The organism is Pseudomonas sp. BN414 (assembly GCF_029871275.1).
GTDB lineage: Bacteria > Pseudomonadota > Gammaproteobacteria > Pseudomonadales > Pseudomonadaceae > Metapseudomonas > Metapseudomonas resinovorans_C.
Window position 1 is genome coordinate 33591 of record NZ_SSOL01000040.1, and the last position, 25487, is coordinate 59077.

At 61.7% G+C, this 25487-nt stretch carries 20 protein-coding genes; 7 read left to right on the forward strand and 13 right to left on the reverse strand.

What is annotated here, in order from left to right; translation table 11 throughout:
- Window positions 1-17 precede the first annotated feature (17 nt).
- The gene (locus tag E8E95_RS06550) at window positions 18-986 is read left to right on the forward strand and encodes a zinc-binding alcohol dehydrogenase family protein (protein WP_280349088.1); all 969 of its coding nucleotides are present in this window, start codon (window positions 18-20) and stop codon (window positions 984-986) included.
- On the forward strand, window positions 983-1756 hold the full coding sequence (locus E8E95_RS06555; protein WP_280349089.1) for an ATP-binding cassette domain-containing protein: 774 nt from the start codon (window positions 983-985) through the stop codon (window positions 1754-1756). The genes E8E95_RS06550 and E8E95_RS06555 overlap by 4 nt, the downstream gene beginning before the upstream one ends.
- A 738-nt stretch (window positions 1757-2494) precedes the next feature.
- Here E8E95_RS06555 and E8E95_RS06560 read toward each other — a convergent pair.
- A complete protein-coding gene (locus E8E95_RS06560) occupies window positions 2495-2707 on the reverse strand; it encodes a hypothetical protein (protein ID WP_280349090.1) in 213 nt (70 codons plus the stop codon).
- 363 nt (window positions 2708-3070) lie between these two features.
- Between E8E95_RS06560 and E8E95_RS06565 the strand changes: the two genes are divergently transcribed.
- A complete protein-coding gene (locus tag E8E95_RS06565) occupies window positions 3071-5143 on the forward strand; it encodes an FG-GAP-like repeat-containing protein (protein ID WP_280349091.1) in 2073 nt (690 codons plus the stop codon).
- Between the two features lie 202 nt (window positions 5144-5345).
- Window positions 5346-6287 (forward strand): GlxA family transcriptional regulator, encoded by a 942-nt coding sequence (locus tag E8E95_RS06570; protein ID WP_280349092.1) that lies wholly within the window; start codon window positions 5346-5348, stop codon window positions 6285-6287.
- A gap of 75 nt (window positions 6288-6362) precedes the next feature.
- Here E8E95_RS06570 and E8E95_RS06575 read toward each other — a convergent pair whose 3' ends face one another.
- The 4 genes from E8E95_RS06575 to E8E95_RS06590 form a co-directional block, all read right to left on the reverse strand.
- Window positions 6363-7805, reverse strand: a complete 1443-nt coding sequence (locus tag E8E95_RS06575) for an amidase family protein (protein ID WP_280349093.1) — start codon at window positions 7803-7805, stop codon at window positions 6363-6365.
- 210 nt (window positions 7806-8015) lie between these two features.
- Window positions 8016-8462 (reverse strand): hypothetical protein, encoded by a 447-nt coding sequence (locus E8E95_RS06580; RefSeq protein WP_280349094.1) that lies wholly within the window; start codon window positions 8460-8462, stop codon window positions 8016-8018.
- 137 nt (window positions 8463-8599) lie between these two features.
- Entirely contained in the window at window positions 8600-9418 is an 819-nt protein-coding gene (locus tag E8E95_RS06585) for an SDR family oxidoreductase (RefSeq protein WP_280349095.1), read from the reverse strand.
- A 459-nt stretch (window positions 9419-9877) separates the two neighbouring features.
- The gene (locus E8E95_RS06590) at window positions 9878-10561 is read right to left on the reverse strand and encodes a Crp/Fnr family transcriptional regulator (RefSeq protein ID WP_280349096.1); all 684 of its coding nucleotides are present in this window, start codon (window positions 10559-10561) and stop codon (window positions 9878-9880) included.
- 304 nt (window positions 10562-10865) lie between these two features.
- Here E8E95_RS06590 and E8E95_RS06595 point away from each other — a divergent pair, with 304 nt between their 5' ends.
- Window positions 10866-11012, forward strand: a complete 147-nt coding sequence (locus tag E8E95_RS06595; RefSeq protein WP_280349097.1) for a lmo0937 family membrane protein — start codon at window positions 10866-10868, stop codon at window positions 11010-11012.
- Here the strand turns inward: E8E95_RS06595 and E8E95_RS06600 are convergent.
- The 3 genes from E8E95_RS06600 to E8E95_RS06610 all read right to left on the reverse strand — a co-directional run bounded on the left by E8E95_RS06600 (window position 10962) and on the right by E8E95_RS06610 (window position 12069).
- Window positions 10962-11186, reverse strand: coding sequence for a CsbD family protein (locus E8E95_RS06600; RefSeq protein ID WP_280349291.1), 225 nt, complete (start codon window positions 11184-11186; stop codon window positions 10962-10964). The genes E8E95_RS06595 and E8E95_RS06600 overlap by 51 nt on opposite strands.
- Before the next feature lie 153 nt (window positions 11187-11339).
- On the reverse strand, window positions 11340-11549 hold the full coding sequence (locus tag E8E95_RS06605) for a hypothetical protein (protein WP_280349098.1): 210 nt from the start codon (window positions 11547-11549) through the stop codon (window positions 11340-11342).
- A gap of 277 nt (window positions 11550-11826) precedes the next feature.
- Window positions 11827-12069, reverse strand: a complete 243-nt coding sequence (locus tag E8E95_RS06610) for a hypothetical protein (protein ID WP_280349099.1) — start codon at window positions 12067-12069, stop codon at window positions 11827-11829.
- Window positions 12070-12329: 260 nt separating this feature from the next.
- Here E8E95_RS06610 and E8E95_RS06615 point away from each other — a divergent pair, with 260 nt between their 5' ends.
- Together E8E95_RS06615 and E8E95_RS06620 are read left to right on the forward strand one after the other, a co-directional pair.
- A complete protein-coding gene (locus E8E95_RS06615) occupies window positions 12330-13058 on the forward strand; it encodes a Crp/Fnr family transcriptional regulator (RefSeq protein WP_077525944.1) in 729 nt (242 codons plus the stop codon).
- Between the two features lie 191 nt (window positions 13059-13249).
- Complete coding sequence (locus E8E95_RS06620) at window positions 13250-13396, forward strand: lmo0937 family membrane protein (RefSeq protein ID WP_280349100.1); 147 nt, start codon at window positions 13250-13252, stop codon at window positions 13394-13396.
- Window positions 13397-13423: 27 nt separating this feature from the next.
- On the opposite strand, the gene E8E95_RS06625 is transcribed toward E8E95_RS06620, so the two are convergent.
- From E8E95_RS06625 to E8E95_RS06645, 5 genes are all read right to left on the reverse strand, one after another.
- Window positions 13424-22003, reverse strand: coding sequence for a glucoamylase family protein (locus tag E8E95_RS06625; protein WP_280349101.1), 8580 nt, complete (start codon window positions 22001-22003; stop codon window positions 13424-13426).
- A gap of 504 nt (window positions 22004-22507) precedes the next feature.
- Complete coding sequence (locus E8E95_RS06630) at window positions 22508-22744, reverse strand: hypothetical protein (protein WP_280349102.1); 237 nt, start codon at window positions 22742-22744, stop codon at window positions 22508-22510.
- A 44-nt stretch (window positions 22745-22788) separates the two neighbouring features.
- Entirely contained in the window at window positions 22789-23004 is a 216-nt protein-coding gene (locus tag E8E95_RS06635; protein WP_280349103.1) for a CsbD family protein, read from the reverse strand.
- Window positions 23005-23167: 163 nt separating this feature from the next.
- Window positions 23168-23464 (reverse strand): hypothetical protein, encoded by a 297-nt coding sequence (locus tag E8E95_RS06640; RefSeq protein WP_280349104.1) that lies wholly within the window; start codon window positions 23462-23464, stop codon window positions 23168-23170.
- Between the two features lie 1155 nt (window positions 23465-24619).
- On the reverse strand, window positions 24620-25426 hold the full coding sequence (locus E8E95_RS06645) for a lytic transglycosylase domain-containing protein (RefSeq protein WP_280349105.1): 807 nt from the start codon (window positions 25424-25426) through the stop codon (window positions 24620-24622).
- Window positions 25427-25487 lie beyond the last annotated feature (61 nt).

A 25487-nucleotide genomic window follows, 5' to 3' on the forward strand; every position in this document is an offset into this window, starting at 1 on the left:
GTTTCGTGGAGAACCAAATGAAAGCAGCAGTAGTCGAGAATTTTCAGTGCCCACCTCGATACACGGACTTCCGGATACCGGACAGCGCCCCAGGGGAAGTCCTGGTGCAAGTTCTGGCCAGCGCCGTCAGCCAGCTTGCGCGGGCCCAGGCGAGCGGAAGGCACTACAGCAGCGGAAAGCCGCCCTTGGTGCCGGGAGTGGATGGCGTGGGTCTGCTGCCCGACGGTCGCCGGGTGTACTTCGCTTTTCCGCGCATGCCCTTCGGCGCGATGGCCCAACTCACGGTGGTGGACGCGAGTCACTGCGTAGAGGTTCCGGAGGACGTGGACAGCGTCACGGCGGCGGCCATCGCCAACCCGGGCATGTCGTCCTGGCTGGCGCTTGTCGAGAGGGCACAACTGCTGCCCGGTGAAACGGTGCTGATCAATGGCGCGGCAGGGGCCTCCGGTCGCCTCGCGATCGGCATCGCCAAACACCTCGGGGCTGGCAAGGTCATCGCCACCGCGCGCAATGCTGGCAGCTTCGATCTGCTGCGCGAGCTGGGAGCGGATGTGCTGATCCCCCTGGACCTGCCCGAGACCGGCCTGCGCGCGGCGTTCCGCGAGGCCATCCATGAGCACCGGGCCGGCGTGGTGCTCGACTATCTCTGGGGACCATCGGCCGAGACCTTCCTGCAGGTGGCGGGCGAGTACACCCCGGGCGTGCTCCAGCCACGCATCCGCTACGTACAGATCGGTTCGATCGCCGGCAATGACATCCGGCTACCCGGCGCCCTGCTGCGCAGCTCGGGCCTGGAACTGCTGGGCAGCGGCCTCGGCAGCGGCTCCCCGCAGGCCATCGTGGCGGCGGCCGGCCAGGTGTTCCGGGCCATCGGCGGGGCAGGGCTGTCCATCGAGACGACCTGTTTCAACCTCGCCGATGTCGAAGCGACCTGGAGCCATGCTACAAGTGCCCGCCTGGTATTCCGGGTGGAGGGGAATGAATGATCGAGCTAATCAACGTGAGCGCCTGCCAGCAGCAACTGCGGGTGATCGATCGCCTGTCGCTGAGCATTGGGGCAGGGGAGCGGGTCGCCATCCTCGGGCCGAATGGTGCTGGCAAGAGCACGCTGCTGAAACTCTTCAGTCGGGAGATCTATCCCATCGATGAGCCGGGCAGCTCGCTGACGCTCTTTGGCAAGCGGAACTTCAACCTCTGGGAACTGCGCAGCCTCATCGGCTTCGTCTCCCAGGACCTGCAGGAAGACTACACGCCCTACACCTCGGCCCTGGACGTGGTGGTTTCCGGTTTCTTCGGTGCCATCGGCACTCATGATCACCTGCAGCCGACGCCCGATCAGCTCGAGATCGGGCGGGCGATGCTCGATGCTGTGGAAATGACCGGCCTGGAGTCGCGGATGTTTCAACGCCTGTCGACCGGTCAGAAGCGCCGCCTGTTGCTGGCGCGTGCCCTGGTTCATCGCCCCGAGGCGCTGATCCTCGATGAGCCGGCCAACGGCCTGGACATGGGCGCGAGTCTGACCTTGCTGTCGTTGTTGCGGCGCTTCTGCGGCGAGGGCCATGCGCTGATCATCACCACGCATCACATCGACGAGATCATTCCCGAAGTCGACCGGGTCGTGCTGATCGACAAAGGCCGCATTGTGGCCGATGGCCCCAAGGCCGCAGTACTGACCAGCGAACGGCTCTCCGAGCTCTATCAGGTTCGTCTGAAAGTGACCGAGCAGAACGGCTGGTACCGCTGCTGGCACGGGTAGAACCGGGTCAGGTACCGCGCGATACGCCCGCTTAGTCCGGGCTTCCTTACCGCGAATCACCGCTCTTGGCTCGGCAACGACTGACGAGATTGGGATTGAAACGCTGCAGGCGCGGCTGGACGCAGAGCGGACGCTGTCTCGAAGCACTTACATTGGCAACGTGATGTTCGGCGCTTGGGGGCGAAAATCGTAAGTTTGCAGCGCCCAGCCGCAAACTCTTTACCAGGCACCCGTGCGAGCAGTAGCCGCCAGCCAGAGGCTGCACTTGGCCGGAAGCTGTCGTTGGCCGATGTGATAAACGGAGGGTGCACGGTTGAATAGGAGGGCCACACGTTCGGACAAAAAAGTCCGACGAAGAGGAAGATGAATAGAAAAGCCGCCATGTCGATGGGGAGGGGGCATGGCGGCAGTCGTGTTTTTGTTCTCGATGGGCAGCCGCGCTTGGGGATCTTTTGCCAGAACCTGCGCAGCCTTTGTCCCTCTGTGGGGACCCCTTCAGGATACTCCTACCAGCGAACTGTGTTCGCTGACGCAGGCAAGAAAACGCCGCGGTAGCGAGCAGGTACCGCGGCGAAAGTACTTCCAGCAAGGTAAGCCGTCCGGCTTCGCGCAGACCTGCGCCGAAGTACTTTGGCCAGTGCCCCATTGAATGGGAGGGCACAGGGTGAGCATAGGTCTGTATGTATACCAGCACGTATGTAGGTGACCGGCGGGCCGTCACTTTGATCCCGTCCTGCCTCACAGACTTTCTCGTCTCGCCTGTGATTCAAAGTAAGCCGTGTATTCGTCAAGCGCAGCTGCACGAACAGCCGCAAGGCGTGCGAACTCGAATGCCTGCGCCTCTGACCATGGCACCTGGTGTACCTCCAGGAAAGCGACCATAGAGATGTGCGCGGCGACGAGATTCTGTGCCAGTCGCTGCAGCTCGGGCCAGTCGCAAGCATCGACCATTGGTCACTCCCGGCGCACTCGTTCAATAACGCGTAGAGCTAACCAATAGACCGGGCAGATGGTGACCGCTAGGCCCAAATGTGGGGGCGGAAGGCTCAATTTTTCGAGGGGGCATCTACCAGCGTCAGCAATGTCGGTAGCCACCGGGTGGGCAGTAAAGTCCTCTCGGCTTCGACCCTATGCCAACGGTCACAAGCCTACGAAACCCTGTGCGATTCAAGTGACGATTCCTTTGCCTCAAGAGCTACAGCGGACGCCTTGTAGACTGCGGTCCTGCTACGCTGAGAAGGGATTGCCGTTGTTTTTTTTATCTGCAAACAAGGTTCGACAGCCTACGACATCCGCCTCTTTGGAGATAAATTCATGTCCAAATTTGCCTGTCTGGTTGTGACGCGGGAGCAGATCCGTTTTGCTTTCCTGCTGTTGCTCATCCTTGGGGCGAGTCTGGTTGGCGGTACTCTCGCCGCCGCTTCAACGCAGGCACCGAGTTTCACCAGAACGGACTACCCCTTCATCGGAAACAATCACGTCGTCGGAGACTTCAATGGCGACGGAAAGCTTGATCTGGCGGGGACAGGGGCAATGTCCGCGAAGGTCCAATTGGCCAATGGCGATGGGACATTTGGCGCGGCGGTCGAATACCCCGTAGCCAGTTGGTCGCAAGATATCGCGTCTGGAGACTTCAACGGCGACGGGAGATTGGATCTGGTCGCCACCATCAACGATCCGGATATCAGTCTCTCTTTGCTCACGGGCAGGGGCGACGGTACGTTCAACCCGGCGGTGAACTTCTCCAATACCTCCGGGTTCGACTCGCCTGCGATCGTCGCCACTGACCTCAACAACGACGCCAGGCTCGATATCGTGATCGGCCATCAAATCGCCTGCTTTGCCGCACCTTGTCTCGTTGCGCGGACCATTACCGTGATGCTCGGCAATGGCAACGGCACCTTCCTGCCCGCAGTCGAAGTCGATATCGGGACGGAGACGGCTAAGATAGCTGTGGGTGATTTCAATCGTGATGGCATCAAAGACTTGGCAATGGCCAGCTCCCTTGCGCGAGTTTGTCTACTTCTGGGGCTGGGTAATGGCACGTTCAATCAGCTACCAACGCTCACGCTGATCACCGGCAACAATCTCGGCATGGATGCAACGGATATCGATGTCGCCGACTTCAACGGCGACACGTTCCAGGATCTGGTGGTCGCGTTAGCCCTTAACTCGAACAGGACGGCCATTCTGACTGGCAACGGCGACGGCACGTTCCGGCAACCGCCTTTGCTGATTACCGACCCGGACGGCAATGTTCCCCAGCTGCAAGCCGTTGGCGATTACAACGGTGACGGTTTCCTGGACCTTGCGCTCAGCATGGCTAATGGCAACCAAGGTCTGATGAACATACGGAACGGCAACGGCGACGGCACGTTTCAACCACGGGTGGCCTACCTGGTACCGGCCCCCGGATCGAGCGCCGGCGGTGCCGCCATCATTTCAGCCGATCTCAACAACGACAACAAAGCAGACATCGTGCTGGGCCAATCGGGCGCCTTCCCCGGTCTGCGGGTATTGATCAATGCGACTGGCGTGACGCCCCCTCCAACGCCCGCGGCGCCGACGCTGCTCCTTCCCGCCGCCAGCGCGACGCCGGCGCAACCCGTGAACTTCGACTGGGCCGACGTGGCAAACGCGACGAGCTATGAGATCCAGGTGGACGATTCCTCGACCATCGCAGCACCCTTGAGGGCGAGCCAGATCGTCAACGTCTCACAGGCGATTATCGGCGGCCTGCCAGCGCAAAGCTTGTGGTGGCGGGTGAGGGCGCGGAACTCGGACGGCCTCTTTGGTCCGTTCTCCGCCACGCGGCGCTTCACGCCGCAGGCTCCGGCGCCAGCCCTGGCGCTTTCGGCGATCACAGTCAGCCCGACCCTCGTGGTGGGCGGCAGCAACGCGCAGGGAACTGCGACGCTGACCAGCGCCGCGCCCTCGGGCGGCGCACTTGTGACACTGTCGAGCAGCAACCCGAGCGCGGCCACGGTTCCCGCGAGCGTCACCGTTGCGGCTGGCGCCATTAGCGCGTCGTTCATCGTCAACACGGCGTTGGTCACCGCGGCGACGCCCGTGACCATCGGTGGCACCTTCGCTGGGACCGCCCGCAGCGCAACGCTGACCGTGACTTCTTCGGCGCAAACAGTCGCGCTGACGGTGACAGCGACCGGCCGCAGCGGCGAGCGGGTCTTGTCGAGCCCGGCCGGCATCAACGTCACCGTCGGCAACTCCGGCTCGGCATCGTTTACCACGGGGACGGCGATCACACTGAGCGCCACAAACAGTCGCGATGTCATTTGGTCCGGTGCGTGCTCGAGCGGCGGCAACAAGAGAAAAACCTGCACATTCACGCTAAACGGAACTGCCTCGGTCACCGCCAACGTGCAGTAGGAAAGATCGCGGGCGCCTCGGTTGCCGAATCGGCGCCCGCCTTACCCGCACAGACCGCGACCTTCATGGTCCAGTCCGCGTGGGTGACCTCTTGGATAATCAAGGGATCGGCGTTCTCTCTGGGGACGGAGTGGGATGCAAGATTATTGACCATGTCCTGAAATGCCGGTATAGCGCGTATCAGGTCACAGAGGTTGGTCCCATGATTACGATTGGTTTTGTTTTGCCGCACGGCTTCCAAATCATGGGATTGGCAGCCGTGTCAGCATTCGAGCTCGCCAACGGCGCGGCGGACGAGCCGTTGTATGGCATCCGACTCCTTTCGGAGAGCGGTGGCGCAGTTCCCAACTCGTTTGGTTTTGCTGTTGAAACCAGTCCGCTGTCGAGGAGCAAGGTGGACACGCTGATCGTCACTGGGGTGATGCATCCGGCACCCTCTCCGGCGGGTTTGATCAAGCAGCTGCGTAGGGCAGCCGAGACCACCCGGCGCACTGCATCAGTCTGCACGGGGGCCTTCATACTGGGTGAGGCCGGATTGCTCGATGGTCGACGAGTCACCACGCACTGGTTTCATGCGCGCGACCTTCAGAAGCAGTTTCCGCAAGCACAGGTAGAGGACGATCGGATTTTCATCATCGACGGACCCATCTGGACCTCCGCGGGTATGAGCGCCAGCATTGATTTGGCGCTTGGCATGATCGAAAAGGATTTTGGCCCGGAATTGTCCCGCAAGGTTGCCCAGGACTTGGTCGTCTATCATCGACGCGCCGGCGGACAGTCTCAGCACTCAGCGCTGTTGGAGTTGGACGCCAAATCCGATCGCATCCAACGTGCACTGGCACACGCCCGCCAGAACCTGCGCGCCCCGCTTACCGTCGAGGAACTAGCAACGGCTGCGCACCTGAGTCCACGGCAGTTCAGTCGAGCCTTTCGCTCCGAGACCGGACAATCGCCCGCCAAGGCTGTCGAACACCTTCGCCTGGAGGCGGCGAGGGTGATGGTGGAGCAAAGCCGTCATTCAATGGATGAAGTCGCCGCCGAAACCGGCTTTATCGATACAGAGCGAATGCGCCGCGCATTCTTGCGTGCATTCGGACAGCCCCCGCAGGTTCTGCGCCGCAATTCGCGCTTGCGCGACGAATAGCCGGCCCGGACCGCTCAAGACCGGGCCATGACTAACTGTTAGCCCCGTTTACCCCCGTGATGCGTGCTCGATCGTTCAGACGGAGCGCGCTACCAAACCTATTGCCGCCTCCACGCGACGAGCCAATTCAAGAAGGTTTCGGTCATCACTATTCTTGCCGTCCATTTCCAGTCCCAGAGGAAGCCCGTTGCTGGACATCCCCATCGGAATACTGATGCCCGGCAACCCTGCGATGCTGGCCGCGACGGTATGCCGCGCGAGAGCCAGGTCGTTGACCTCCTGCCCAGCGATCGTGAATTTCGTCTGTTGCTCAATGGTAGGGGCAGGGCAAGGTGTGGTTGGCATGAGGAGCGCCTGCGCCCCATGCCTGGAAAATGCCCTATTGAATCGGCTCTGGATTTCCGGGCGATCATGATCAAGCGCGGCCTGATAGGTCTCATGGGAAATAAATCCAGCACCACTCGGCAATACCAGGTGGCCCCAGGTTTCTTTCAGGCCAGACTTCAGCTCCTGGTAGATATCTTCGAATGAACTCGGCATCCGATTCTTTCTAAGGAAGCCTGCGACCGAGTCCATCGTTTCATGGAAGAAAACACCCCATGTCGACCTTTCGGTCAGGATGAGGAAATCTTCACCGAGGTCTACTTCGACGACTTCCGCACCGGCGTCACGCAGCCGACGAATCGTCTCCCTGAAATGTGCCTCCACTTCATGGTCGATACGATCAAGATGTTGTCGGGGCGCATAAGCCAGCCGGATTCCTCTGAGGTCCGCCCAGTCACCCTGAAATGTCGTGGTGGATTTCGTGACGACCTGATCGATCAGTGCGCAATCCTCGACTGTGCGCGCGAAGACACCAGCGGTATCGAGCGTATGGGAGATGGGAGCAACCCCATCACCGGACCATCGCCCGGGGCTGGGCTTGAATCCCACTACACCACAAAGCGACGCCGGCACTCGGATAGAGCCCACGGTGTCGCCGCCAAGTGCCGCAGGAACGATTTGAGCGCCGACCGATGCTCCCGCGCCACTCGAAGAGCCTCCGGTCACGTGTTTGGGATTGTGCGGATTTTTCGCCTGACCGAAGTGGCTGTTGTGTCCGGTCAAGCCATATGACATTTCCACAAGATTGTTCTTGCCGAACACTATGCCCCCGGCATCCTTGATCGCTCTAACGACCTCTGCGTCTCGATCTGGGACAAAGTTCTCCAGATTGCGGATGCCGAGCGTGGTCCTTAGACCTTGGGTCAGATAGCTGTCTTTCACCGCAACCGGAACGCCCAGCAACGGCGCGGTAGAACCAGCAGCGCGAGCGGTATCAGAAGCTCTCGCCGCGGCAAGCACCGCAGTTTCATCGATCGTGATAAAGGCGCTCAGGCCAGAGAAGGTGCGCGCACGCCGAAGTAGCGCCGCCGCATAGGATTCTGACGAAATGTCGCCTCTACGGATGGCGGCGGTCGCAGTCGCAACACTCAGCTCGTGGAACCCATCAGGTGATATTCCAGTGTCAGTGCCCATAAGTATGTGAGCCTCGCGGTAGGTTGGATTGAGACGAGGGATGGTTCCTTCGTGACTAGAATCTACTCACACCGCGCAGTGTCTTAAATGTCGTATATACCTCGTTTAAGGACACTATCGTCCGCCGGCCCAGCATACGGCGGGCAGGGCGGTACCCATAAAAAAACGCCCCTGCGTAAAGCAGGGGCGCATGCCGATGAAGTGAATGGCTCACTCCTTGGTAGAAAACAGGCCATCGGGCAGTTCCTTGCCGTTTTCGTTATAGGCCGCCTTGACGCTCAGGTACGACTCCATTTCATCAATGTACCCGTCGGTGTTGGTGTCCTTCTTCGCGAACACGGCTTGCCCCTTCGGCTCAACGACGAGGAATTCGGCCTGCGAGATTCGCGCATCATCGTCAGTATCGATCGCGTTGAAGATCGCATCACCGCACTGACCTTCACCGCACTTTCCTTCGGCAGTCTTTGCCTGTGTCTTGGTTTCCGCGCCACCGCACTTACCTTCACCACACTTCCCTTCGGCTCCGGTGTGCGATGCGGCAAGCATGTAGCCTTGCGGCAGCTGTTGTACGGCAAAAGCCGATCCACTCAGAACGATCCCGGCCAGCGCGACGCTCATCAGTCCAATGCTCTTGTTACGGACGGTTTTGTCAGACATTACATTTTCTCCAGGTGGGGTGCGGCGTGGCCGCGGGGTAGCACTGCGCGATGCAGTAGCAATTCAGGATTTGGAAAGCGGTATGTGATCGGTGCCGGGTCTGCGGATTGGCGCCGTCCGCCTCTCCGGGCCGCTCTTCAGTCGTCTGCCATCGATCCAGCATCGAGATATCGCGGTGCCGGAGCGGAGCGGGACAGCTGCGGCGAAAGCGCCTTGCGCGCGTTCTCGAGCGTTGTCCAGTCATCCAGCTCAGCCAGCGCCGGGATGGTGACAATCTCCCCCTGCGCCAGACCCGCCAGCGCGGCATCAACCAGTGCGTCTACCGGCATGACAATCTCTGGCGGCAAATGACTGACCGGGAGCCCCGCGACGTTCCAGAAGTCGGTTTCTGTTGCGCCTGGCAGGACCACTTGAACCCGCACACCTTTGTCCGCCAGCTCGTGCTGAAGGGACTGGGAGAACGCCAGGACGTATGCCTTGCTGCCGCCGTAAACACCATTCAGCAACTCCGGCGCCAGCGCGACGATTGAGGCGATGTTGATGATCGTGCCGGTTCCGCGCGCAACAAACGCGGGTGCGGCGGCGTAGGCCAGACGAGTCAGCACGTTCACGTTGAGCTCGATCATCTGCTCCATGTCCGCTACGTTCGATTGCAGTAGCGGGCCGGTTGCGCCGACGCCGGCATTGTTGACGAGCAGGGTGATGCTGGCATCGCTTCGAAGGACGCCCTCGACACGGGCCAGATCGTCAGCGTCAGTGAGATCGGCTGCGATGGTCTCGACTGAGCGGCCGCTGCGGGTGGTAATCGTGCGCGCCAGTTCGCGAAGCTTTTCGGCGCGGCGAGCAACCAGGATCAGGTCGTAGCCGGCGCGGGCAAGCCGGTCGGCGTAAACAGCGCCAATGCCAGAAGATGCGCCAGTTACCAGCGCGGTGCCTTGGTGGGTGCGAGAGTTCATGGCAGTTTCCTTTAACCGGCGGGGTACCGGGTTCGGAAGCAAATCTACGCTGACAGGCTTTTGGCCTAAATGACGTATATCCCTCCTTTTATGCCGTGGCTTCCGCTCCTTTTTTCGGTGCAGTCCGCTCGTTCTAGCTCGCAATGAACCCTGGAGCCGCAAGCTGAGGCATCCCGCGCCAGGCTCTGGCACGCTGGGCGAGGAGTAGTTCGTTTCTACGGACCAAAAAATTGCCGTTTTTTTGCAACCTTCCGCCGGCAGATTTTGGCCGTTAGCAGCCTATCGCGAGCGTCCGCTTTCGGCCGATTCTGTTGAAAAACTAGCTGCGGCCCCATATCGCCGGTGCAATCACGCGCTCAGCGAGCATGGACGCGCATGTCCACATCGGTCCCATCATTTGGCCCTGTCAGCTCGCTAGGCTACATAGCCGTGACCACGCGGCAAGAAGATGGAGGGCTTTCAGCCAAGCAGTTTGCTGTAGCAGTCCGTCACTGCGCCGTAGCATTCGCAGGCAGCTGCTTCGAGCCCGGCACGATCGAGAATGGTGATCTCGCCGCGGGTGTATCGGATGAGGTGTTTTTGCTGCAGCTCCCCTGCAGCCACGGTAATGCCACTCCGACGCACGCCGAGCATGTCGGCGAGAAATTCATGGGTGAGATGGAAGTGGTCGGCCTGCGCTCGATCGTGGGTCATCAGAAGCCAGCGCGCCAGCCGTGGCTGGATCTCATGAAAGTGGATGCAGGCGGCCGTTTGCGACAGTTGCGCCATCAATACGTAGAGGTAACGATTCAAGCTGCATTGCAGCTCGGGGCACTCGTGTAGTTCGCGCAGAAGGCAGGCAGAGGTGATGCGCAGGGCGTTTCCTGCACCTTGCACTACTGCACGGATTGGCGCCTTGCTAACCCCCAGTATGAGCGTGACACCCAGCATGCCTTCGCTGCCAATCAGACCCATTTCCAGCGGCCGATGGGCATCCAGAAGGGTCACCAGTGAGATGTAACCGGTAAGCGGGAAGTAGGCGTAGCGGTACGGCTGGTCCGTCTCGCAAAGAATGCTGCCGAAGACCAGCTCTACCGATTCGCAATGTTTGAGGACCCTGTTGCGCTCTCTACTCGGGATGCCACTGAGAATATGGTTGGTCACTGTGGTCGCCTCCCGGTTATCTAGCAGCTCACGGAAGTCCTTGGGAATGTGAGAAGGCCGTTGAGTTTTCTCATGCTGCACTCTCGCGCTCAGTGGTTATGGCGGTCTGTTCGTTAGTGCACGCAAGCCGGATTGATTACGGTCGAGGGCGCTACCGGGTCAAGCGCTACGGGGAAGTAGTTCGCCCGGTCTGTCTGGGGTGATGAACTGCTGTATTGAGTGCGTTACCGTACAGACCGTCCCTTCAGCTCGGATGCAACCTGCGAGGAGGCCGGTCATTGCCAGGCCGCGGCAGGAGACGGAAATGTTCGAAATTGTCGTAATCGGCTTGTTGGTTCTGTGGGCGGTGGGACTGCTCTCATCGTTCTACATGGGGGGACTCATCCATATCCTTCTGCTTCTATCGATCGCGCTGGTAATCGTCCGGTCCAGGCTGGGACAGCGCGAATGAACCGCAGGCAAAGAGGCCCCTCCACGCGGGATCATGCCGTTCACTCCCACCCCGTATTGCCGTAGAACCGGCTGATTCGTTTTCCAGCCGTTGGTTACCGAAAAGCTTGCCAGTGGCTTCCTTGATCTGGCCCTTCAACTGATCGACCTTGCTTTTGAATTGATCCTTGTTCATGAGCTTGCTCCATGGGCATCGAGAGCGGTGATGCTTTGTCTGTGCCTAGCTCGCACACAATTGCAGCGACCGGAGGAATGACCTTGTCGGCTACCAGAGCGCATGTCTGTGCGTTGGTGCACCGATGCAGCTCTATCAGTCGATTCCCGTTGCTCAAACCAGCTTTTGCCAAATTTCGGCATTGGCCAGCTGTTCCTGGCTGGCATGCTTGCGCTCGCCATGGATCGGGCTGAGCTCATAGATACCGCCCGCCTCGGAGACCGCCGCGTAGCGGACGCCCGAGAGTTTGTGCAGGTAGCGCAGTAGTGGTTGGCACTGCGCGTCGATGCGCTGGAACAAGGTCGAGTCGTACAGCCCGTTCATTGCCTGTACCTGCTGCAGCCAAGGCCGCTCTGCATTTACCTCATTCTGTGCCGTCTGCGTGCTCCGGTATGTACGCCATCGCACCCATGGCGCAGGGTGGAGGGCAATGAGCGCTATTGATGTTGCCGCAGAAAAAAGCCCGCACGGGCGGGCTGTGGAAACGTGGCCTCGGCAGCTATGGGTCAGCCATAGAGTCCACAACGGCCACGCGGATAAAATTGGCGTTGGCCTTCAAGGTTGCCAGGTGCTGGCGGATCAGCGCCGAGGAGCGCATTGGTCAGCACTCCGGTGAGCTGAACACGGGCGCGTCCCGTGCGTCGAAGCGCAGGATTTTGCTCAGTGCACCTTCGGCGGCGGTGATCGCTTCAGAAAGGCGAGCGAAGCTGATTCGGTCATAGACCAAGTGAAAGCTCGGTTGTGTGTCCGGGCTGCGCGACCTTACTGCAACAAATGCCAGGGCGTGGTCACCGTTCATACGTGCTTCGCTCCATGCAATGTGCCCGGGGAAGTCTCGTTTCATGATGACCTCGACCTGATAGTGAGGTGGGTAGAAGCCCACTATCTACCCTCTGGCCGGCAATTACTTGCCTTTGTCGGTAAATCGGACCAGGGGTTGTCGCTAGTCGGTCGCCCCCGGAAACAGCGGCCGGTTGCATGCTCGAAGCAGGAAAGCCGATCATCAAGTACCCTGCATCCGGTAGTGCACTCAGTGGCTGCCCCGTTGGCCTATCGTTACAAAGACAGGGCCTCTTTCAGGTACTCGGTTCAATGGTGACCCCTATGCCGGACACGCCCTCACCCTTGCAGAACCACCTGCTCGCTGCCTTGCCGGTAGACGTGCAGCAACGCCTGATCCCGCAGCTCGAACTGGTGCCGCTGCCCCTCGGCAAGGTCTTGTATGAGTCGGGTGACAGCCTGCGCCATGTCTATTTCCCCACCAACTCGATCGTTTCCCTGCTCTATGTGATGGAAAACGGCTCCTCGGCGGAAATCTCGGTGGTCGGCAACGAAGGGATGATTGGCCTGGCGGTGTTCATGGGCGGGGAAAGCACCCCGAGCCGAGCCATAGTGCAGAGCGCCGGCCGCGCTTACCGGCTGCAAGGGCATCAACTGAAAGCCGAGGTCAATCGCCACGGCGAACTGCTGCTTCTGATGCTGCGTTATACCCAGGCACTGATCACCCAAATGGCGCAGACGGCGGTCTGCAACCGGCACCATTCGATCGACCAGCAACTGTGTCGCTGGTTGCTGCTGTCATTGGATCGCCTGCCGAGCAACCACCTGACGATGACCCAGGAACTGATCGCCAACATGCTCGGTGTGCGCCGCGAAGGCGTCACGGACGCCGCCGGCAAGCTGCAGAAGCTTGGCGTGATCGAGTACAGCCGTGGGCATATCACGGTGCTCGACCGCCCCAAGCTCGAGGAGTTGAGTTGCGAGTGTTATGCCGTGGTGAAGAAAGAAACCGACCGTCTTCTGCCCTATGCATTGCCTGCCAATAATTCGTAAGCCGCTTCTAACGGCATCGTACTGCATCGCTGATACAGCCCTGGTCAGCCGCAGCAGGGAGCCCGCCAGTGTCTGGCTGTTGCAGGCCGCGAGCCGTGCACATTGCGTGCGTTTCCATACAGACTGCTCCTGACTCCGGATGCAACATGTGAGTAGGCAGACGCCTGCCGAGTTGCAAAAGGAGAACTGAAATGCTCCAAACCCTTGCGGTCGTGTTGTTAGTTCTGTGGTTGCTGGGACTGGTAACGTCCTACTCCATGGGTGGACTCATCCATATCCTTCTGGTCGTGGCGATTGTGCTGTTCTTGCTCCAGTTCATTCAGCGGCGACGTTTATGAGCGTGAAGCATGGAGCCCGGTGGGGCATCACGCTGCGCCGTCCCCGTGCCCCGGCATTTGCGCAATCCTGTCCTTGGGCCAGGCTCGCGGTTGCTCCAGTCCACAAGGTTGGCAGTGGACTTCGACATGGTGATCCTGACCATCGTCCACCAGAGGCACACGACGACTTTCGAGTCGTTCTCCATCGAGGGTGACCTGCTGGCCGCCCGCTACGCTGTCGGTCTGCACCAGGTTGATGTGGTACGGCGTCGAACCGAATCGGTAGCACAACTGGTAGCCCCGCCAACCTGCCGGCAACACGGGCTCGAAGCGCAGGCTCGCGCCTTCGCGTTGTACGCCAAGCAGTGACTCGAGGATAAGTCGATACATCCAGCCGGCGGCGCCGGTGTACCAGCTCCATCCGCCGCGCCCTTCGTGCGGGGCCATGGCATAGACATCGGCCGCAAGTACGTACGGCTCGACCTTGTAAATCTCGATGGCGTCAGCGAGCCCGTGGCTCACGGGGTTGATCATGTCCAGCAGCTCCCAGGCCCGCGCGGCGTCGCCCATCTCGGCGAAGGCCATGCTCGCCCAGACCGCCGCATGGGTGTACTGGCCACCGTTCTCACGCACACCGGGGACATAGCCCTTGATGTAGCCTGGGTCGGGCAGTGAACGGTCGAAAGGTGGAGTAAGCAGCAGGATCAGGCGGGAATCGCGGCGCACCAGGTGCTCGAACAGCGAGTCCATTGCCTGGCGCCGCCGCTCGCATGAGGCAACGCCCGAAAGCACTGACCAGCTCTGGGCAATGGAGTCGATTCGGCATTCGTCGTTGGAGGCCGAACCCAGGGCGGAGCCATCATCGAAGTAGGCCCGTCGATACCAGGCGCTATCCCAGCCGTGGTGCTCGAGGTTTGCGCGCAGTTCCGCGGCCTGTTTGTTGCAGCGTACGGAAAAGGCGGCATCGCCATGATCCAGTGCGATGGCCGCGAACTGCTCCAGCACCGCGTGCTGGAAGAAGCCCAGCCACACGCTTTCGCCCTGACCCAGGACGCCGATCCGGTTCATGCCGTCGTTCCAGTCACCGCTGCCTATCAGCGGCAGGCCGTGGGTGCCTCGGGCCATTCCGCGCTCCAGGGCCCGCAGGCAATGCTGGTAAAGGCTTTCCCGCAGCGTCGAGCGCTCCGGCAGGTCGTAGTAGGACTCCTCGCCGGCATTCAGTTCCCGTCCTTCGAGGTAGCTTACCGGCTCGTCGAGCACGGTCCGGTCGCCGGTCAGTTGCACATAACGGCTGACAGCCAGGGGCAGCCACAGGTAGTCGTCCGAGCAGCGCGTGCGTACGCCTCGGTCGAGAGGCGGGTGCCACCAGTGCTGCACATCGCCTTCCAGGAACTGATGGGCGGCGCAAAGTAGCAGGTGCTGGCGTGCGCTTTGCGGGGCCGTGTGCAACATGGCCATGCTGTCCTGCAGTTGGTCACGGAAGCCGTAGGCGCCGCCAGACTGGTAATAACCGCTACGCGCCAGGAAGCGCGAGGCAATGACCTGGTACAACAGCCAGCCGTTGAGCATCAGATCTACCGCGGGCTCCGCCGTTTCCACGCGCACTTGGCCCAGGGTTTCGCGCCAGTGCTCGCGTACCGTCTGCAAGGCTGCCTGGGCCGCGCCACGGCTGAGGGCGTTGCGCAGAAGGCCCACTGCGGCTCCGGTGTCTTGCTCGGCGCCCAGGCAGAACACCAGCTCACGTGAGGCTCCAGGGGCGAGATCGATACCGGCCTGGAGGGCCGCGCAGGGATCGAGGCCGCCACCACAGTGCCCGAGGAGCTGCCCCTGCGCCATCGCGGCCGGCGCCTGGAGGTTGCCGTTTCGACCAATGAACTCGCTGCGGTCTGTGGTGTGGCTGCGGCTCGGCGGGTCCATCGCGAAGAAGGCTACCCGCCCCGAGAACTCCATCGAATAGGGATTGCGCGCGAGCAGCGCGCCAGTGCCGTCGTGGACCTCAGTGACCAGATGCATCGCCGTCTTGTCCCGCAGATCGCCCAACACCCATTCGACATAGCCGGTGATGGACAGCTTGCGAGGGCGCCCGGACAGGTTGCGGACTTTCAGCAGGGAGTACTTGATCGGCGTGTCGAGTGCCACGTAGACCCAGAGTTCGCTTTCGATACCTTCTTCGCGATGCTCGAAGCAGCTGTAGCCGAAGCCGTGGCGTATTACGTATGGGCTGTTGCCGTGCCTGGGCAAGGGGGTGGCTGACCAGTAGTGGCCAGTCTCATCGTCGCGCAGGTAAAGGGCCTCGCCACTGGCATCACGGACCGCATCGTTCTGCCAGGGCGTCAGGCGGAATTCATGGGCGTTCAGGTTCCAGGTGTAGGCGCTTCCGCTTTCCGAGATGACGGTGCCGAACAGCGGATTCGCCAGCACATTCACCCAGGGGGCCGGGGTAGCGACACCGGGTTCCAGCTTGAGCACGTACTCGCTGCCGTCGCGACTGAAGCCGCCATAGGCGTTGGCCAGGCACAGGGCAGGATCGGCAGCGCCGGCCGCCGGTATCGGAGGCTGTGCCGGCGGGAGTATGAGGTCGGGGTCGAAGCGCGGCCACGGCGCCTTGGGCTGCCGGCGAAGGATCTGGTCGTGCAAGGTGCCGGCTGTGTCGTTGAGTATGATCCGCGCAACCGCCTTGATCAGGGTGCGATCTTCCTGCGAGAGCTGTTGCGCGGGCCGTACGAAAATCCCGCCCGATCGGTCGATCAGGCTGGCTTCGGCGCCGGAGGTGATCAGGCCCATGATCAGGTCTTGCAGTTGCTGCCGGTATCCGGCGCTGTCTTCGTTCCAGATCACCAGATCTACCGCCAGGCCCTTTTGCCGCCAATAGGCATGAGCCTGAACCAACTGGCGCACCAGCTCGATGTTGACCGCATCGGCGATCTGCACCAGCACGATCGGCAGGTCACCGGAAATCGCCTGGCCCCACAGGCCGGTTTGGTTGCGCTGATTGCCGGTCAGGGCGCCGTTCTTCGCCCTCAGCGCAGCATTGGCGTAGAGAATGGAGGCGGCCATCTGCTCGTAGAGCCAGGCGTCGGCCAAGGAAGCGTTGAGCTGGCGCAGCTGCACCTGGCTGTGGGTCCAGGCGAGGTCGAAGACCCGGTCGGCGAGGTGGCGGTCACGGTATTTGTCTATCAGTTGCAGGCAGCCCTCGCGGCTTTCGCTGATGCCGCTGATCAGGTCGATGGTGACGGCCTGGCCCGCATCGAGTGTGACGCGGCAGCGGATCGCGACAATAGGGTCGAGCACCGAGCCGGAGGCTCCATCCAGTACTTCCGCGCCGGCATCCATGGCCGCCGGGTGAACCAGGTCGCGACCTCGACCAATGAAGCGCGCGCGGTCGGTCTCGTAGGAAATGCTATCGAGGTCTGCTCCATGGACCGCCATCAGGTGGCAGAACCAGGACGCCTGTTCCTCGCTCGAACGCGGCCGACGCGTGCAGAGGATCGCCTGCAACGGCTTGAGCAATTCGGTCTGCACGAAGAGGTTGCTGAATGCACGGTGGAGCGCATCGCTGATGGCCGGCGCCAGCACCACTTCGGCGTAGCTGGTGAGCTCGATGCTGCGCGGGGTACGGGCACGGTTGGTCAGGGTGATTCGCCGCAGTTCGATGTCATCCTCCGGGGACACGACAATTTCGCTGTGGGCGTCGAAGTCCCGGTGGCGAACGCGGAACTCCGCGCGAGCGTCGGAGAAGATGGCTTCGTAGTGGTCAGGACGCTTCAGCGTCGGCTGATGCGCGGCGGACCAGAACTCGCCACTGGCGATATCGCGCAGGTAGCAGAACATGCCCCAGTCGTCGCAGGTGGCGTCCTCGTGCCAACGGGTCACGGCCAGCTCACGGCAGCGGCTGTAACCGCCGCCGGCGCTGCTGACCATCACGTGGTAGCGACCATTGGAAAGCAATTGCACGGCAGGCAGTCGGCGTCCCGGATCGGCGTATACCCGTAGCCTGTTTTCGATGGGGCGGGTGGCGGTGCTACTGGCCTGGAGGTCCTGGATGTACTGGTATTCCTGTGCGCTCCTGGGCACGCGTTCCTGCAGAAGCAATGCGCTCGCCTGGAACTGCGGATCCGACTCGAAGCGCTTCTGCATGGGGCGGTCCAGCAGGAGGCTGGCCAGTGCCAGCAAGCTCATGCCCTGGTGGTGGGCCATGAACGAGCGAACCACCGCGGAGCTTTGCCCGCGAGGCAGACGCGCCTGGGTGAAGTCGATGGCTTCGTACAGGCCGTAACGTCCGGCCAGGCCTTGTGTGGCCAAAACCTGCAAATTCCGGCAGGCCTGCTCGGGGGCCACCAGCAACGCGAGTGTCGAGGCGTAGGGCGCCACAACCATGTCGTCGCCCAGGCCTCGTTTGAGCCCCAGGCCAGGCACCCCGAAGGCCCGGTACTGGTAATTGAAGTGCGCATCCACGGTGTTGTAGCCGGACTCCGAGACGCCCCAGGGAAGCCCGAGTTGCTGGCCATACTCGATCTGCCGGTCGACGGCGGCGCAGCAAGTCTGGTCGAGGAGGGTGCCTTCGTATCTGGGCATCACCAGCAGCGGCATCAGGTACTCGAACATCGAGCCGGACCAGGACAGCAATACCGGTACGCCACGGGTACTGGTGAGCAACCGACCGAGGCTGAACCAGCTTGCCTGGGGTAATTGGCCCTGGGCGATTGCCACAAAGGTGCTCAGCCGTGCCTCGGACGCGAGCAGGTCGTAGTAGCTGGCATCCTGGCGGCGCTCGTCGACGTTGTAGCCGATGCAGAAGAGATTGCGCTCGCTGTCGTAGAGGAAGCCGAAATCCATGTTCGCCAGACCTGCCGCTGTTTCCGCCAGGCGCTCGGCATCGCCGATCCGTTCAGCTGCATGACGGCGAACCGCACGGACGCGGTCGCGCAGGGTTTCCGGCCACAGCCCAGTGTCGAGTTGGGCGAGCTGGCGCCAGGAGGGCAGGGGCGTGAGGTTTGCGGCGGCGGCCTCATCGTCGGAGCTGGGCAGCAGGCAGAGGCTTAGTTGCTCGTGCTGCTCCGCACATTGCGCGCGCAGGGCTTGCAACCAGAACGCGGCATCGCTGCCGGGGGCAGCTGCGTTGGCCGTCGCCAGATCTTCCGTGCGGTCGCGCAGTACTTGCAAGCAACCGCAGGCCGCCGCAAGAGATGTCGGCGGCTCGGACAGTACTGCATCCAGCGTGACGCGAAGCCTGCGCAGGAATGGCCTTGCCTGTTCATCGTCGGCGAAGGCGACCTCCAGTACGTCGAGGGTGTCTTCGAGGCCGCGCAGCTGGTTTGACTGGAAGGGGCAGTCGTCGGCCAGCGCCAGAAGCCCCGGGCTCAGGGTCAGCAACATGCCCGCCAGGTTGCCGCTGTCCACGGTCGATACATATTGTGGGGCCAGAGGCTGCAAGGTCAGGGTGTCGTACCAGTTGTAGAAGTGCCGGCGATGACGTTCGAGGCTCGCCATGGTGGCCAGGGTCCGTTCGCATCGGTGCAGCAGGCGCGCAGCGCTCAGGTAGCCGAAGTCATAGGCGGCCAGGTTGGCCAGAATAGCGACCCCTATGTTGGTGGGCGACGTGCGGTGGGCAAGGGTGGTGGTGGGGTGCTCCTGGAGGTTGTCGGGTGGCAGCCAGTTGTCCTCGGGGCCGACATGCTGGTCGAAGAATGCCCAGGTCTGCCGCGCCAGGTTGCGCAGAAAATGCAGGTCTTCCGGTGATGGGGCAAAACGCTTGGGCGTCGAAGGCCTGCTCAGCCACCAGGCGATAACTGGGCTCGCAAGCCACAGCAACAACAGGGGAAAAGCGCACGCCAGGGCCAGGGGTTTCATCACCAGCAGTGCCACGAGCAGCAAGGCCAGCGCCGGGCCGATCCACATCATCCGGTACAGGCCGCTCAGGTGGTTGGTGCTGGTTCGCTCAACTTCTCGTGACGGGCTCCACTGCAACAGCCGGGATTTGCTGACGTACATGCGCCACAGGGTGCGCAGGATGGCGTCGAGGCTGTAGTAGGTCTCATGGGGCAACCAGGCCAGGCTCAGCAAAGCACGGGAAAATTGCTGGGAGGAAGCGCGTAGGGTGGCCGTGAGGTGCTGCGTCAATGACATGTCGTGGGGCTTGCGTAGGAGATCGAGCAGTGAGGCGAGCAGCGGCGTGAGCATGCCGATGGCCAGTACCGCCAGGGTCCAGGCCAGGGGCTGGTCCATCAACAACCAGCCCGCCAGGAACATGGACAGGAATGCGGCGGGTTCGAGGCTGCGTCGCAGGTTATCGACAATCTTCCAGCGCGACAGGGCGGAAAGGCTGTTGCGCTCGTGGCGACCGTGGGCGTTTGGTGCCCAGGGCAGAGTCCAGGGCAGCAGTTGCCAGTCGCCGCGAATCCAGCGGTGGCGGCGCTTCACGTCACTGCTGTAGCGCGACGGGAACTCCTCGTAGAGCTGCACGTCGCTGAGCAGCCCGGAGCGTGCGAAGCAGCCCTCGATCAGGTCATGGCTGAGGATGCTGTTATCGGGGAAGTGGCCGTTGAGGGACTGCTCGAAGGCATCTACCGCATAGATGCCCTTGCCGATGAACGAACCCTGCTGGAACAGGTCCTGGTACACATCCGACACGGCACGGGTATAGGGGTCGACCCCGGCATCGCTGCCGAGCAACTGGGCATAGGCGGAGCGAGCGGTACTCGGCAAGCTGATGCCAATCCGCGGTTGCAGGATGGCGTAGCCGCCGATCAGGCGTTGTCCCCGGGGATCGACACGGGCCCGGTTGAGCGGGTGTGCCAAGGTGCCGACGAACTGCCGCGCCGCATCGCGGGGTAGCTGGGTATCGGTGTCGAGGGTGATGACGTAGTTGACCTGCCGCAGGACGTCGATCCTTCCCACTATCAGCGAGAAGCGCTCCAGGCCGGTGCCGCGCAGTACGGCGTTGAGTTCGGAGATCTTGCCGCGTTTGCGTTCGAAGCCCATCCAGGCGCCTTCGGCAGGGTTCCAGCGTCGCGCGCGATGGAACAGGAAGAATCTGTCCACGGCCGCCTCTGGGTACTTGCGGTTCAGCGCTTCGATGCGTTCGCGCGCCAGGGCCTGCAACTCGGCATCCTGTTCCTGGACCTCGGTAGTGGCATCCAGGAAGTCGCTCAGCAGGGCGAAATGCAGGTTGTTGTCGCGGTTGGCCAGGAAGCGGACTTCGAGGCCTTCGCAGAGCTCCTCGATGTCCTTGGCGCTGCCAATCAAGGTGGGGACTACCACCAGGGTGCGTGCCTCGATGGGGAGGCCTTTGCTGTAGTCCAGGCGCGGGAGTTGGTGCGGAGCCACGGTCAGGGTAACCAGCCAGTTCACCAGGCTGACCGCCAGCCTGCTCGCCATCAGGAAGGCTGAGAGCGCCAGCAGGGCCGTTGCAAAAGACGGCAGGGCGCTGGTTAGCGTCCAGTTGATGAAGGGCCAGGTCAGCCCCAGGGAAAGCAGTACCACCGGACCCAGGTAGAAGAGCAGGGGGGCACTCTGCAACAGGCGCTCCCAGCGCTCTCGGAATGTCAGGCGTACGGCCAGGCGTTGTTCGAGTTCAAACCGCCCCTTGTCGATGAGGTAGTAGCCGACGTGGCCGGCGATCTCCGCGGACGGGGCACGTCCTGCCAGATCCAGCGCGGTGCGGACTACGGTCACTTCCGTGCTTTCGCAATGCTTGGCCAGGTGCTCCACCACGTGCCGATAGAGGTCGCGGGTGGCGAATTCCATGGCCCCGTACACACCGGCCGGGTCTTCGTGCAATGCCTGTTCGACGTGACTCATGGCCTCGACGAAATCGCGCCAGTTGGTGGCCGACAGCAGGCGCAGGCTGGCAATGCTGTTGCTGACTGCCACCTGATCCGCAGCTTGCTGCTGGGCATCGGCCGATACCAGTCGCTCGATGCTCTGCCCCGACTCGGCCAGGTGCTGTTCGATCCAGCTCAGCGGCAAGGCCAGGGCTGCACTCTGGCCTTGCAGCCGTCGGGACAGCTCGGCGACGAAGGAGCTGGACATCGGTGGCGCGGCGCGTGCCATGTCCGCCACTGTCAGCACGACGCTCTTGGGGTCCTGCTCGGCGATCTCGGCCAGCCGGTCCGCCCAGTCATCGGCCAGGTTGCGGTCATCCCAGTTGGCCATAACGCGCGAGGCCACACGGCGCAAGTTCTCGATCAGCGCCAGGCGCAGCATGATGGGAATGGCCCAGAGCTCGCCGAGCTTGAGTGGTGTCATGGCCTGGTAGGCGGTGACGAAGCGGCTGAGGCTGTCGCAGTCCACCCGCCCATCGCCGTGGGAGATGGTCTCCAGCGCAATGTCATAGACCCGCGGCAATCCTTCGGAATCGCCGGAGGCCAGGTGCGGCAGCTCGCGGCAGTACCCCTTGGGCAGGTGTTTGCGTGCGGTGCGGATCTGCTCTTCGATCAAATAGTGGTTGTCCAGCAGCCATTCTCCGGCGGGCGTGATACGCCGGCTGGACAGCGAGGCGGCGGTGAGGATTCGGCAACTGCTGGCCAGGGTCGCCTCGTTGTCGGCCAGCCGCTGCAGCAGCCCGTCAGGGGTCCGGTGCGGGCTCAGTCGGTGCAGTCCGGCCAAGAGCGGGCCGTGTTGCTCCATCTGTTCCGCGCTGAAAAGGTCCGAGCGTAAGTCGGGCTCGTACTCGAAATGTCGGAAAGCCGTTCGCCAGCTCGAGATGAGGGCGTTGAGGCTGGGGGGCCGGAGCGATGCCAGGGCACGAAGAATGTTCATCCCGGAGGCCTGAGGTAGTTGTCGCCGTGTCAGCGTTCGGTCCGCTGGTCGCGGCTGCGATCGAGCAGGAAGCTACACAGTAGTCCGATGCCGAACGCAGCAGCGTCCCAGGGGGGGCAGTGCCAGCGCCAGGGGCATCAACAGGAGCGCACCGAGCAGCGCGGAGTTCGTCAGCAGATCAGCCTGATGCGCAGGCTGGCTGCGCTGCGGCCAATACATATTCATCGTGGATTCACCCCGTCCGGGTACTGTGCAGAGGTGGCTTTGTCGAGTCTGGGCGGGGTGTCTGAGGGCGTCTGTCTGCTAGCGCACATAGGTGAGCTTTGCGTCGCTGTGTCGGGTCGGGAGATATGGCTGGGGACGAATCGTGGATCAGACTATCCGGCACGAATTCTGAGGTTTGGCGTTGTTGGCCTTGGCCAGTCGGGTGACGCTTTGCAGGCTGATCAGATCCTCGCCGGAAGCGTAGAAGTCTTCATAGCGCATCAGGCTGGAACTCGACACCGGGACATTGATAACGGTTGGAGTATCGTCTGGCGGACGCTCGCGGCGGGTGATCCGGATGATGTTTCCGGAACTCCTGGAAACTACGAAGTATGCAGAGATCATGGTGAACTCCTTTGCGAGGCCAGTCCTTCAGGTGATGCTCGCAGCTAGAGGGTGCGGCTTCTCTCGAAAAAGCTGATCACTTGCTTCTCGGCTTCTTCATGGCTCATCTCGTAGCGCTCCTCGATCAGGTTGGCCAGTTTCTGGGTGTCACCTTCGGAGCCAATCAGTTCGGCTACGGTCAGTTCATCCCAGACGACCCTGGCAGTACCTACCAACTCCCTCCATTTGCCCTTGATGATGTCTGCAAGAATCCTGTTCATGGTCTGACCTCAGTCATTGGATGGCGTACTCGCGAACGGGCGAGTGCTCATCAGAACCAGCATGGCAGCGGCGATATGATCGGTCGGTGCGCCATCGCGCATAGCACCGGCTATTTCGCGCGGAGCCTGGCCGTTGCAGCGAAGGCCAGAGTCTGATGGGGGATCAGCGCTTGGGAACCCCGACGGAGTCGAGGCCGGTGAGTTCGTCATCACCACGTGGAGTTATGGACTGGTCGAAGCATGGATGGTGCTGCATTTCCTGCCGCATAGGCTGCTTGCCGGGAGCTTTATTCTCGGCTTGGTGTTCTGGTAGCAGCTCGCATCTCTTCTTGATGACCGCGTCGATCTTGTCGAGGAAGTGGTAGAGGGCGCGAGTTCGTTGTCTGTGCGCAGGGCTAACCGCTTCCTGCACTGCGCTATCGAGAGTATCGGGAGTGTGGGTATCGTTTTCGTCGGTCATGTCGGCCTCTTACTGGCGGAGTTACGTTCTGCAGGCATGGTGTCAGGCTCGCTGCACTCGGTCGGTGCGTTGGACCACTTAGACCTCGGTGGGCTGGCGCACCGAGAGGGCGCCGAGAACCTGTAATGATCGGTTGAAGGCACCGCATCCCGCAGCGCCTCCGATCCAGAGGTCGTCATGCACACTTACATCGATCCCAGCCTGCGTCGAATAACCGGCAAGCGTCGTTCTCGACGGCCGCCGTCCTTGAAGACGTCCGGCGAGTTGCTACTCCACCATGTCGAGGAGACGAACGACGCGGCACGCGTACCAAAGAGCGACGAACTGCCGCAAGGGCCCAAAGCATGAGCCTTGCGCGGTGTCGGGCATGAGTGCGGCGGCGCACCGACGCAGGTCTTGTACTCTGCAACGCTCATGTAGCCGGCCCGCCGTATTCCGGGCCTTATCGAGAGCATCATGAGCATCTCAAGCTGTAGCGATAAAACTAACTGGCCCCAAATGCCCGCTGATCTTGGACAGTTGCATGAGCGTACGCCACGCTTGCCGCTCTTCTCCCGGGCGGAACTCTATTCGTTCCAGGCCCAGGAAGATGCCCAGCCAGCACAACCTATAAGTGAGACAACCTCAAGAAGGACTATCGCTGCAGATGACCTATGCCTTGCGCGTCGGGATCCGGATGATTGCGTTGGAGGGCAGCAAGCCAAGGAGGTTGAGTACAACCAGACTCGTTACCCGCGTGCAGATGAAGCCTCGAAGAAATCTGGGGACTGAGCATCAGTGAATTGCCCCTACTTTCGTAGACGCATCTAAAGACTGCTCTTGGCCGATTTCTGCCCGTCATGACCGGCAGAAATCGACCCAAAGATATCGGTTGGCGAGTCCTGAATACATTGTGCCAGAGCCATTCCATGGGCACGGCACTTGCTGTGATTACGGGCGATACTTTTTCTGCTTCTGGTCGGTTTCTGTCGGTTCCCATCGGCCGCTTTGGGTCGATAGCTACCGATGAGCGTGGACGTTCGGTTGAGCCATTCCCCGCCCGGCGTATTGATCGAGCGCGGAACCTGATTGCTTGCGTAGTGGGGATAACGCGCCAGCGCTATCTGCCGTGGAGGGGCCGGCGTAAACCTATTCCGGGTTATGCGCCCCACGGTACTAGCGATGGTTGCGATAGCGTTCGGTCAAGGACTGCACGAGGGTGACGTAGGATTGCGTCTCGGCGTAGGGAGGCACCCCGTTGTACTCGACCACGGACGCTTCGCCGGCGTTGTAACCTGCCAACGCCAGCACCTGGTTGCCGTTGAAGCGCTTGAGCAGCCAGGCCAGGTAGCGCACGCCGCCACGAATGTTTTGTCGCGCGTCGAACGGATCGTCCACGGCGAAGCGCGCGGCGGTGGCGGGCATCAACTGCATCAACCCCTGAGCGCCGGCTTCGGAGATGGCGTTGGGACGAAACGCCGATTCGGCATGTATCACTGCGCGGACCAGCGCCCTGTCGACACCGTAATGACCCGAAGCGGCTTCGATCTCCCGCCGATAGGAACGGGTGTCCAGGCGCAGTGAGGCGACCTTGAAATCCTTCGGCGCCATGCACAGATAGCAGCCCTTGATGTAATCGAGCTCAAGGACATCGACCCGAGCGGAGATCCCAACGGGGCGCCGGCTCACATATTGACGAATACCCTTGTGGACGAAGGTGTACACCCGAATCCGCACCGCGCCTGAGTTGTCGTCCCGCACAAGCCTTGGCAGGGCCATTGCCTTGGTGCCGACAGGGGCGCCCGCCATGCCATCCAGGCGAGTGCAGCGGGCGCTGGCGATGGCTTGGCTGGTGTAGCTGATGGTTCCGTCCCTGGCTTGGCACTTGAACATCGCGCTGGCGCACAGTGGAGTGACCAGCAAGGCCAGCTCAATGCAGCCAAGAAGGCTCTTGCGAGACCATCGCCATGCTCTGGAACTCATCACATCGCTCCGCGCCGCAGGTGCCGATCAGGCCTGGCAGCAACTAGGACTGTGTTGCCGG

What these genes read in the sequence shown, in the direction of transcription:
- E8E95_RS06550 (WP_280349088.1), top strand. Translation starts at nt 18, where the DNA reads ATGAAAGCAGCAGTAGTCGAGAATTTTCAGTGCCCACCTCGATACACG.
- E8E95_RS06555 (WP_280349089.1), top strand. Translation starts at nt 983, where the DNA reads ATGATCGAGCTAATCAACGTGAGCGCCTGCCAGCAGCAACTGCGGGTG.
- E8E95_RS06560 (WP_280349090.1), bottom strand. Translation starts at nt 2,707, where the DNA reads ATGGTCGATGCTTGCGACTGGCCCGAGCTGCAGCGACTGGCACAGAAT.
- E8E95_RS06565 (WP_280349091.1), top strand. Translation starts at nt 3,071, where the DNA reads ATGTCCAAATTTGCCTGTCTGGTTGTGACGCGGGAGCAGATCCGTTTT.
- E8E95_RS06570 (WP_280349092.1), top strand. Translation starts at nt 5,346, where the DNA reads ATGATTACGATTGGTTTTGTTTTGCCGCACGGCTTCCAAATCATGGGA.
- E8E95_RS06575 (WP_280349093.1), bottom strand. Translation starts at nt 7,805, where the DNA reads ATGGGCACTGACACTGGAATATCACCTGATGGGTTCCACGAGCTGAGT.
- E8E95_RS06580 (WP_280349094.1), bottom strand. Translation starts at nt 8,462, where the DNA reads ATGTCTGACAAAACCGTCCGTAACAAGAGCATTGGACTGATGAGCGTC.
- E8E95_RS06585 (WP_280349095.1), bottom strand. Translation starts at nt 9,418, where the DNA reads ATGAACTCTCGCACCCACCAAGGCACCGCGCTGGTAACTGGCGCATCT.
- E8E95_RS06595 (WP_280349097.1), top strand. Translation starts at nt 10,866, where the DNA reads ATGTTCGAAATTGTCGTAATCGGCTTGTTGGTTCTGTGGGCGGTGGGA.
- E8E95_RS06600 (WP_280349291.1), bottom strand. Translation starts at nt 11,186, where the DNA reads ATGAACAAGGATCAATTCAAAAGCAAGGTCGATCAGTTGAAGGGCCAG.
- E8E95_RS06605 (WP_280349098.1), bottom strand. Translation starts at nt 11,549, where the DNA reads ATGAACGGGCTGTACGACTCGACCTTGTTCCAGCGCATCGACGCGCAG.
- E8E95_RS06610 (WP_280349099.1), bottom strand. Translation starts at nt 12,069, where the DNA reads ATGAAACGAGACTTCCCCGGGCACATTGCATGGAGCGAAGCACGTATG.
- E8E95_RS06615 (WP_077525944.1), top strand. Translation starts at nt 12,330, where the DNA reads ATGCCGGACACGCCCTCACCCTTGCAGAACCACCTGCTCGCTGCCTTG.
- E8E95_RS06620 (WP_280349100.1), top strand. Translation starts at nt 13,250, where the DNA reads ATGCTCCAAACCCTTGCGGTCGTGTTGTTAGTTCTGTGGTTGCTGGGA.
- E8E95_RS06625 (WP_280349101.1), bottom strand. Translation starts at nt 22,003, where the DNA reads ATGGAGCAACACGGCCCGCTCTTGGCCGGACTGCACCGACTGAGCCCG.
- E8E95_RS06630 (WP_280349102.1), bottom strand. Translation starts at nt 22,744, where the DNA reads ATGATCTCTGCATACTTCGTAGTTTCCAGGAGTTCCGGAAACATCATC.
- E8E95_RS06635 (WP_280349103.1), bottom strand. Translation starts at nt 23,004, where the DNA reads ATGAACAGGATTCTTGCAGACATCATCAAGGGCAAATGGAGGGAGTTG.
- E8E95_RS06640 (WP_280349104.1), bottom strand. Translation starts at nt 23,464, where the DNA reads ATGACCGACGAAAACGATACCCACACTCCCGATACTCTCGATAGCGCA.
- E8E95_RS06645 (WP_280349105.1), bottom strand. Translation starts at nt 25,426, where the DNA reads ATGAGTTCCAGAGCATGGCGATGGTCTCGCAAGAGCCTTCTTGGCTGC.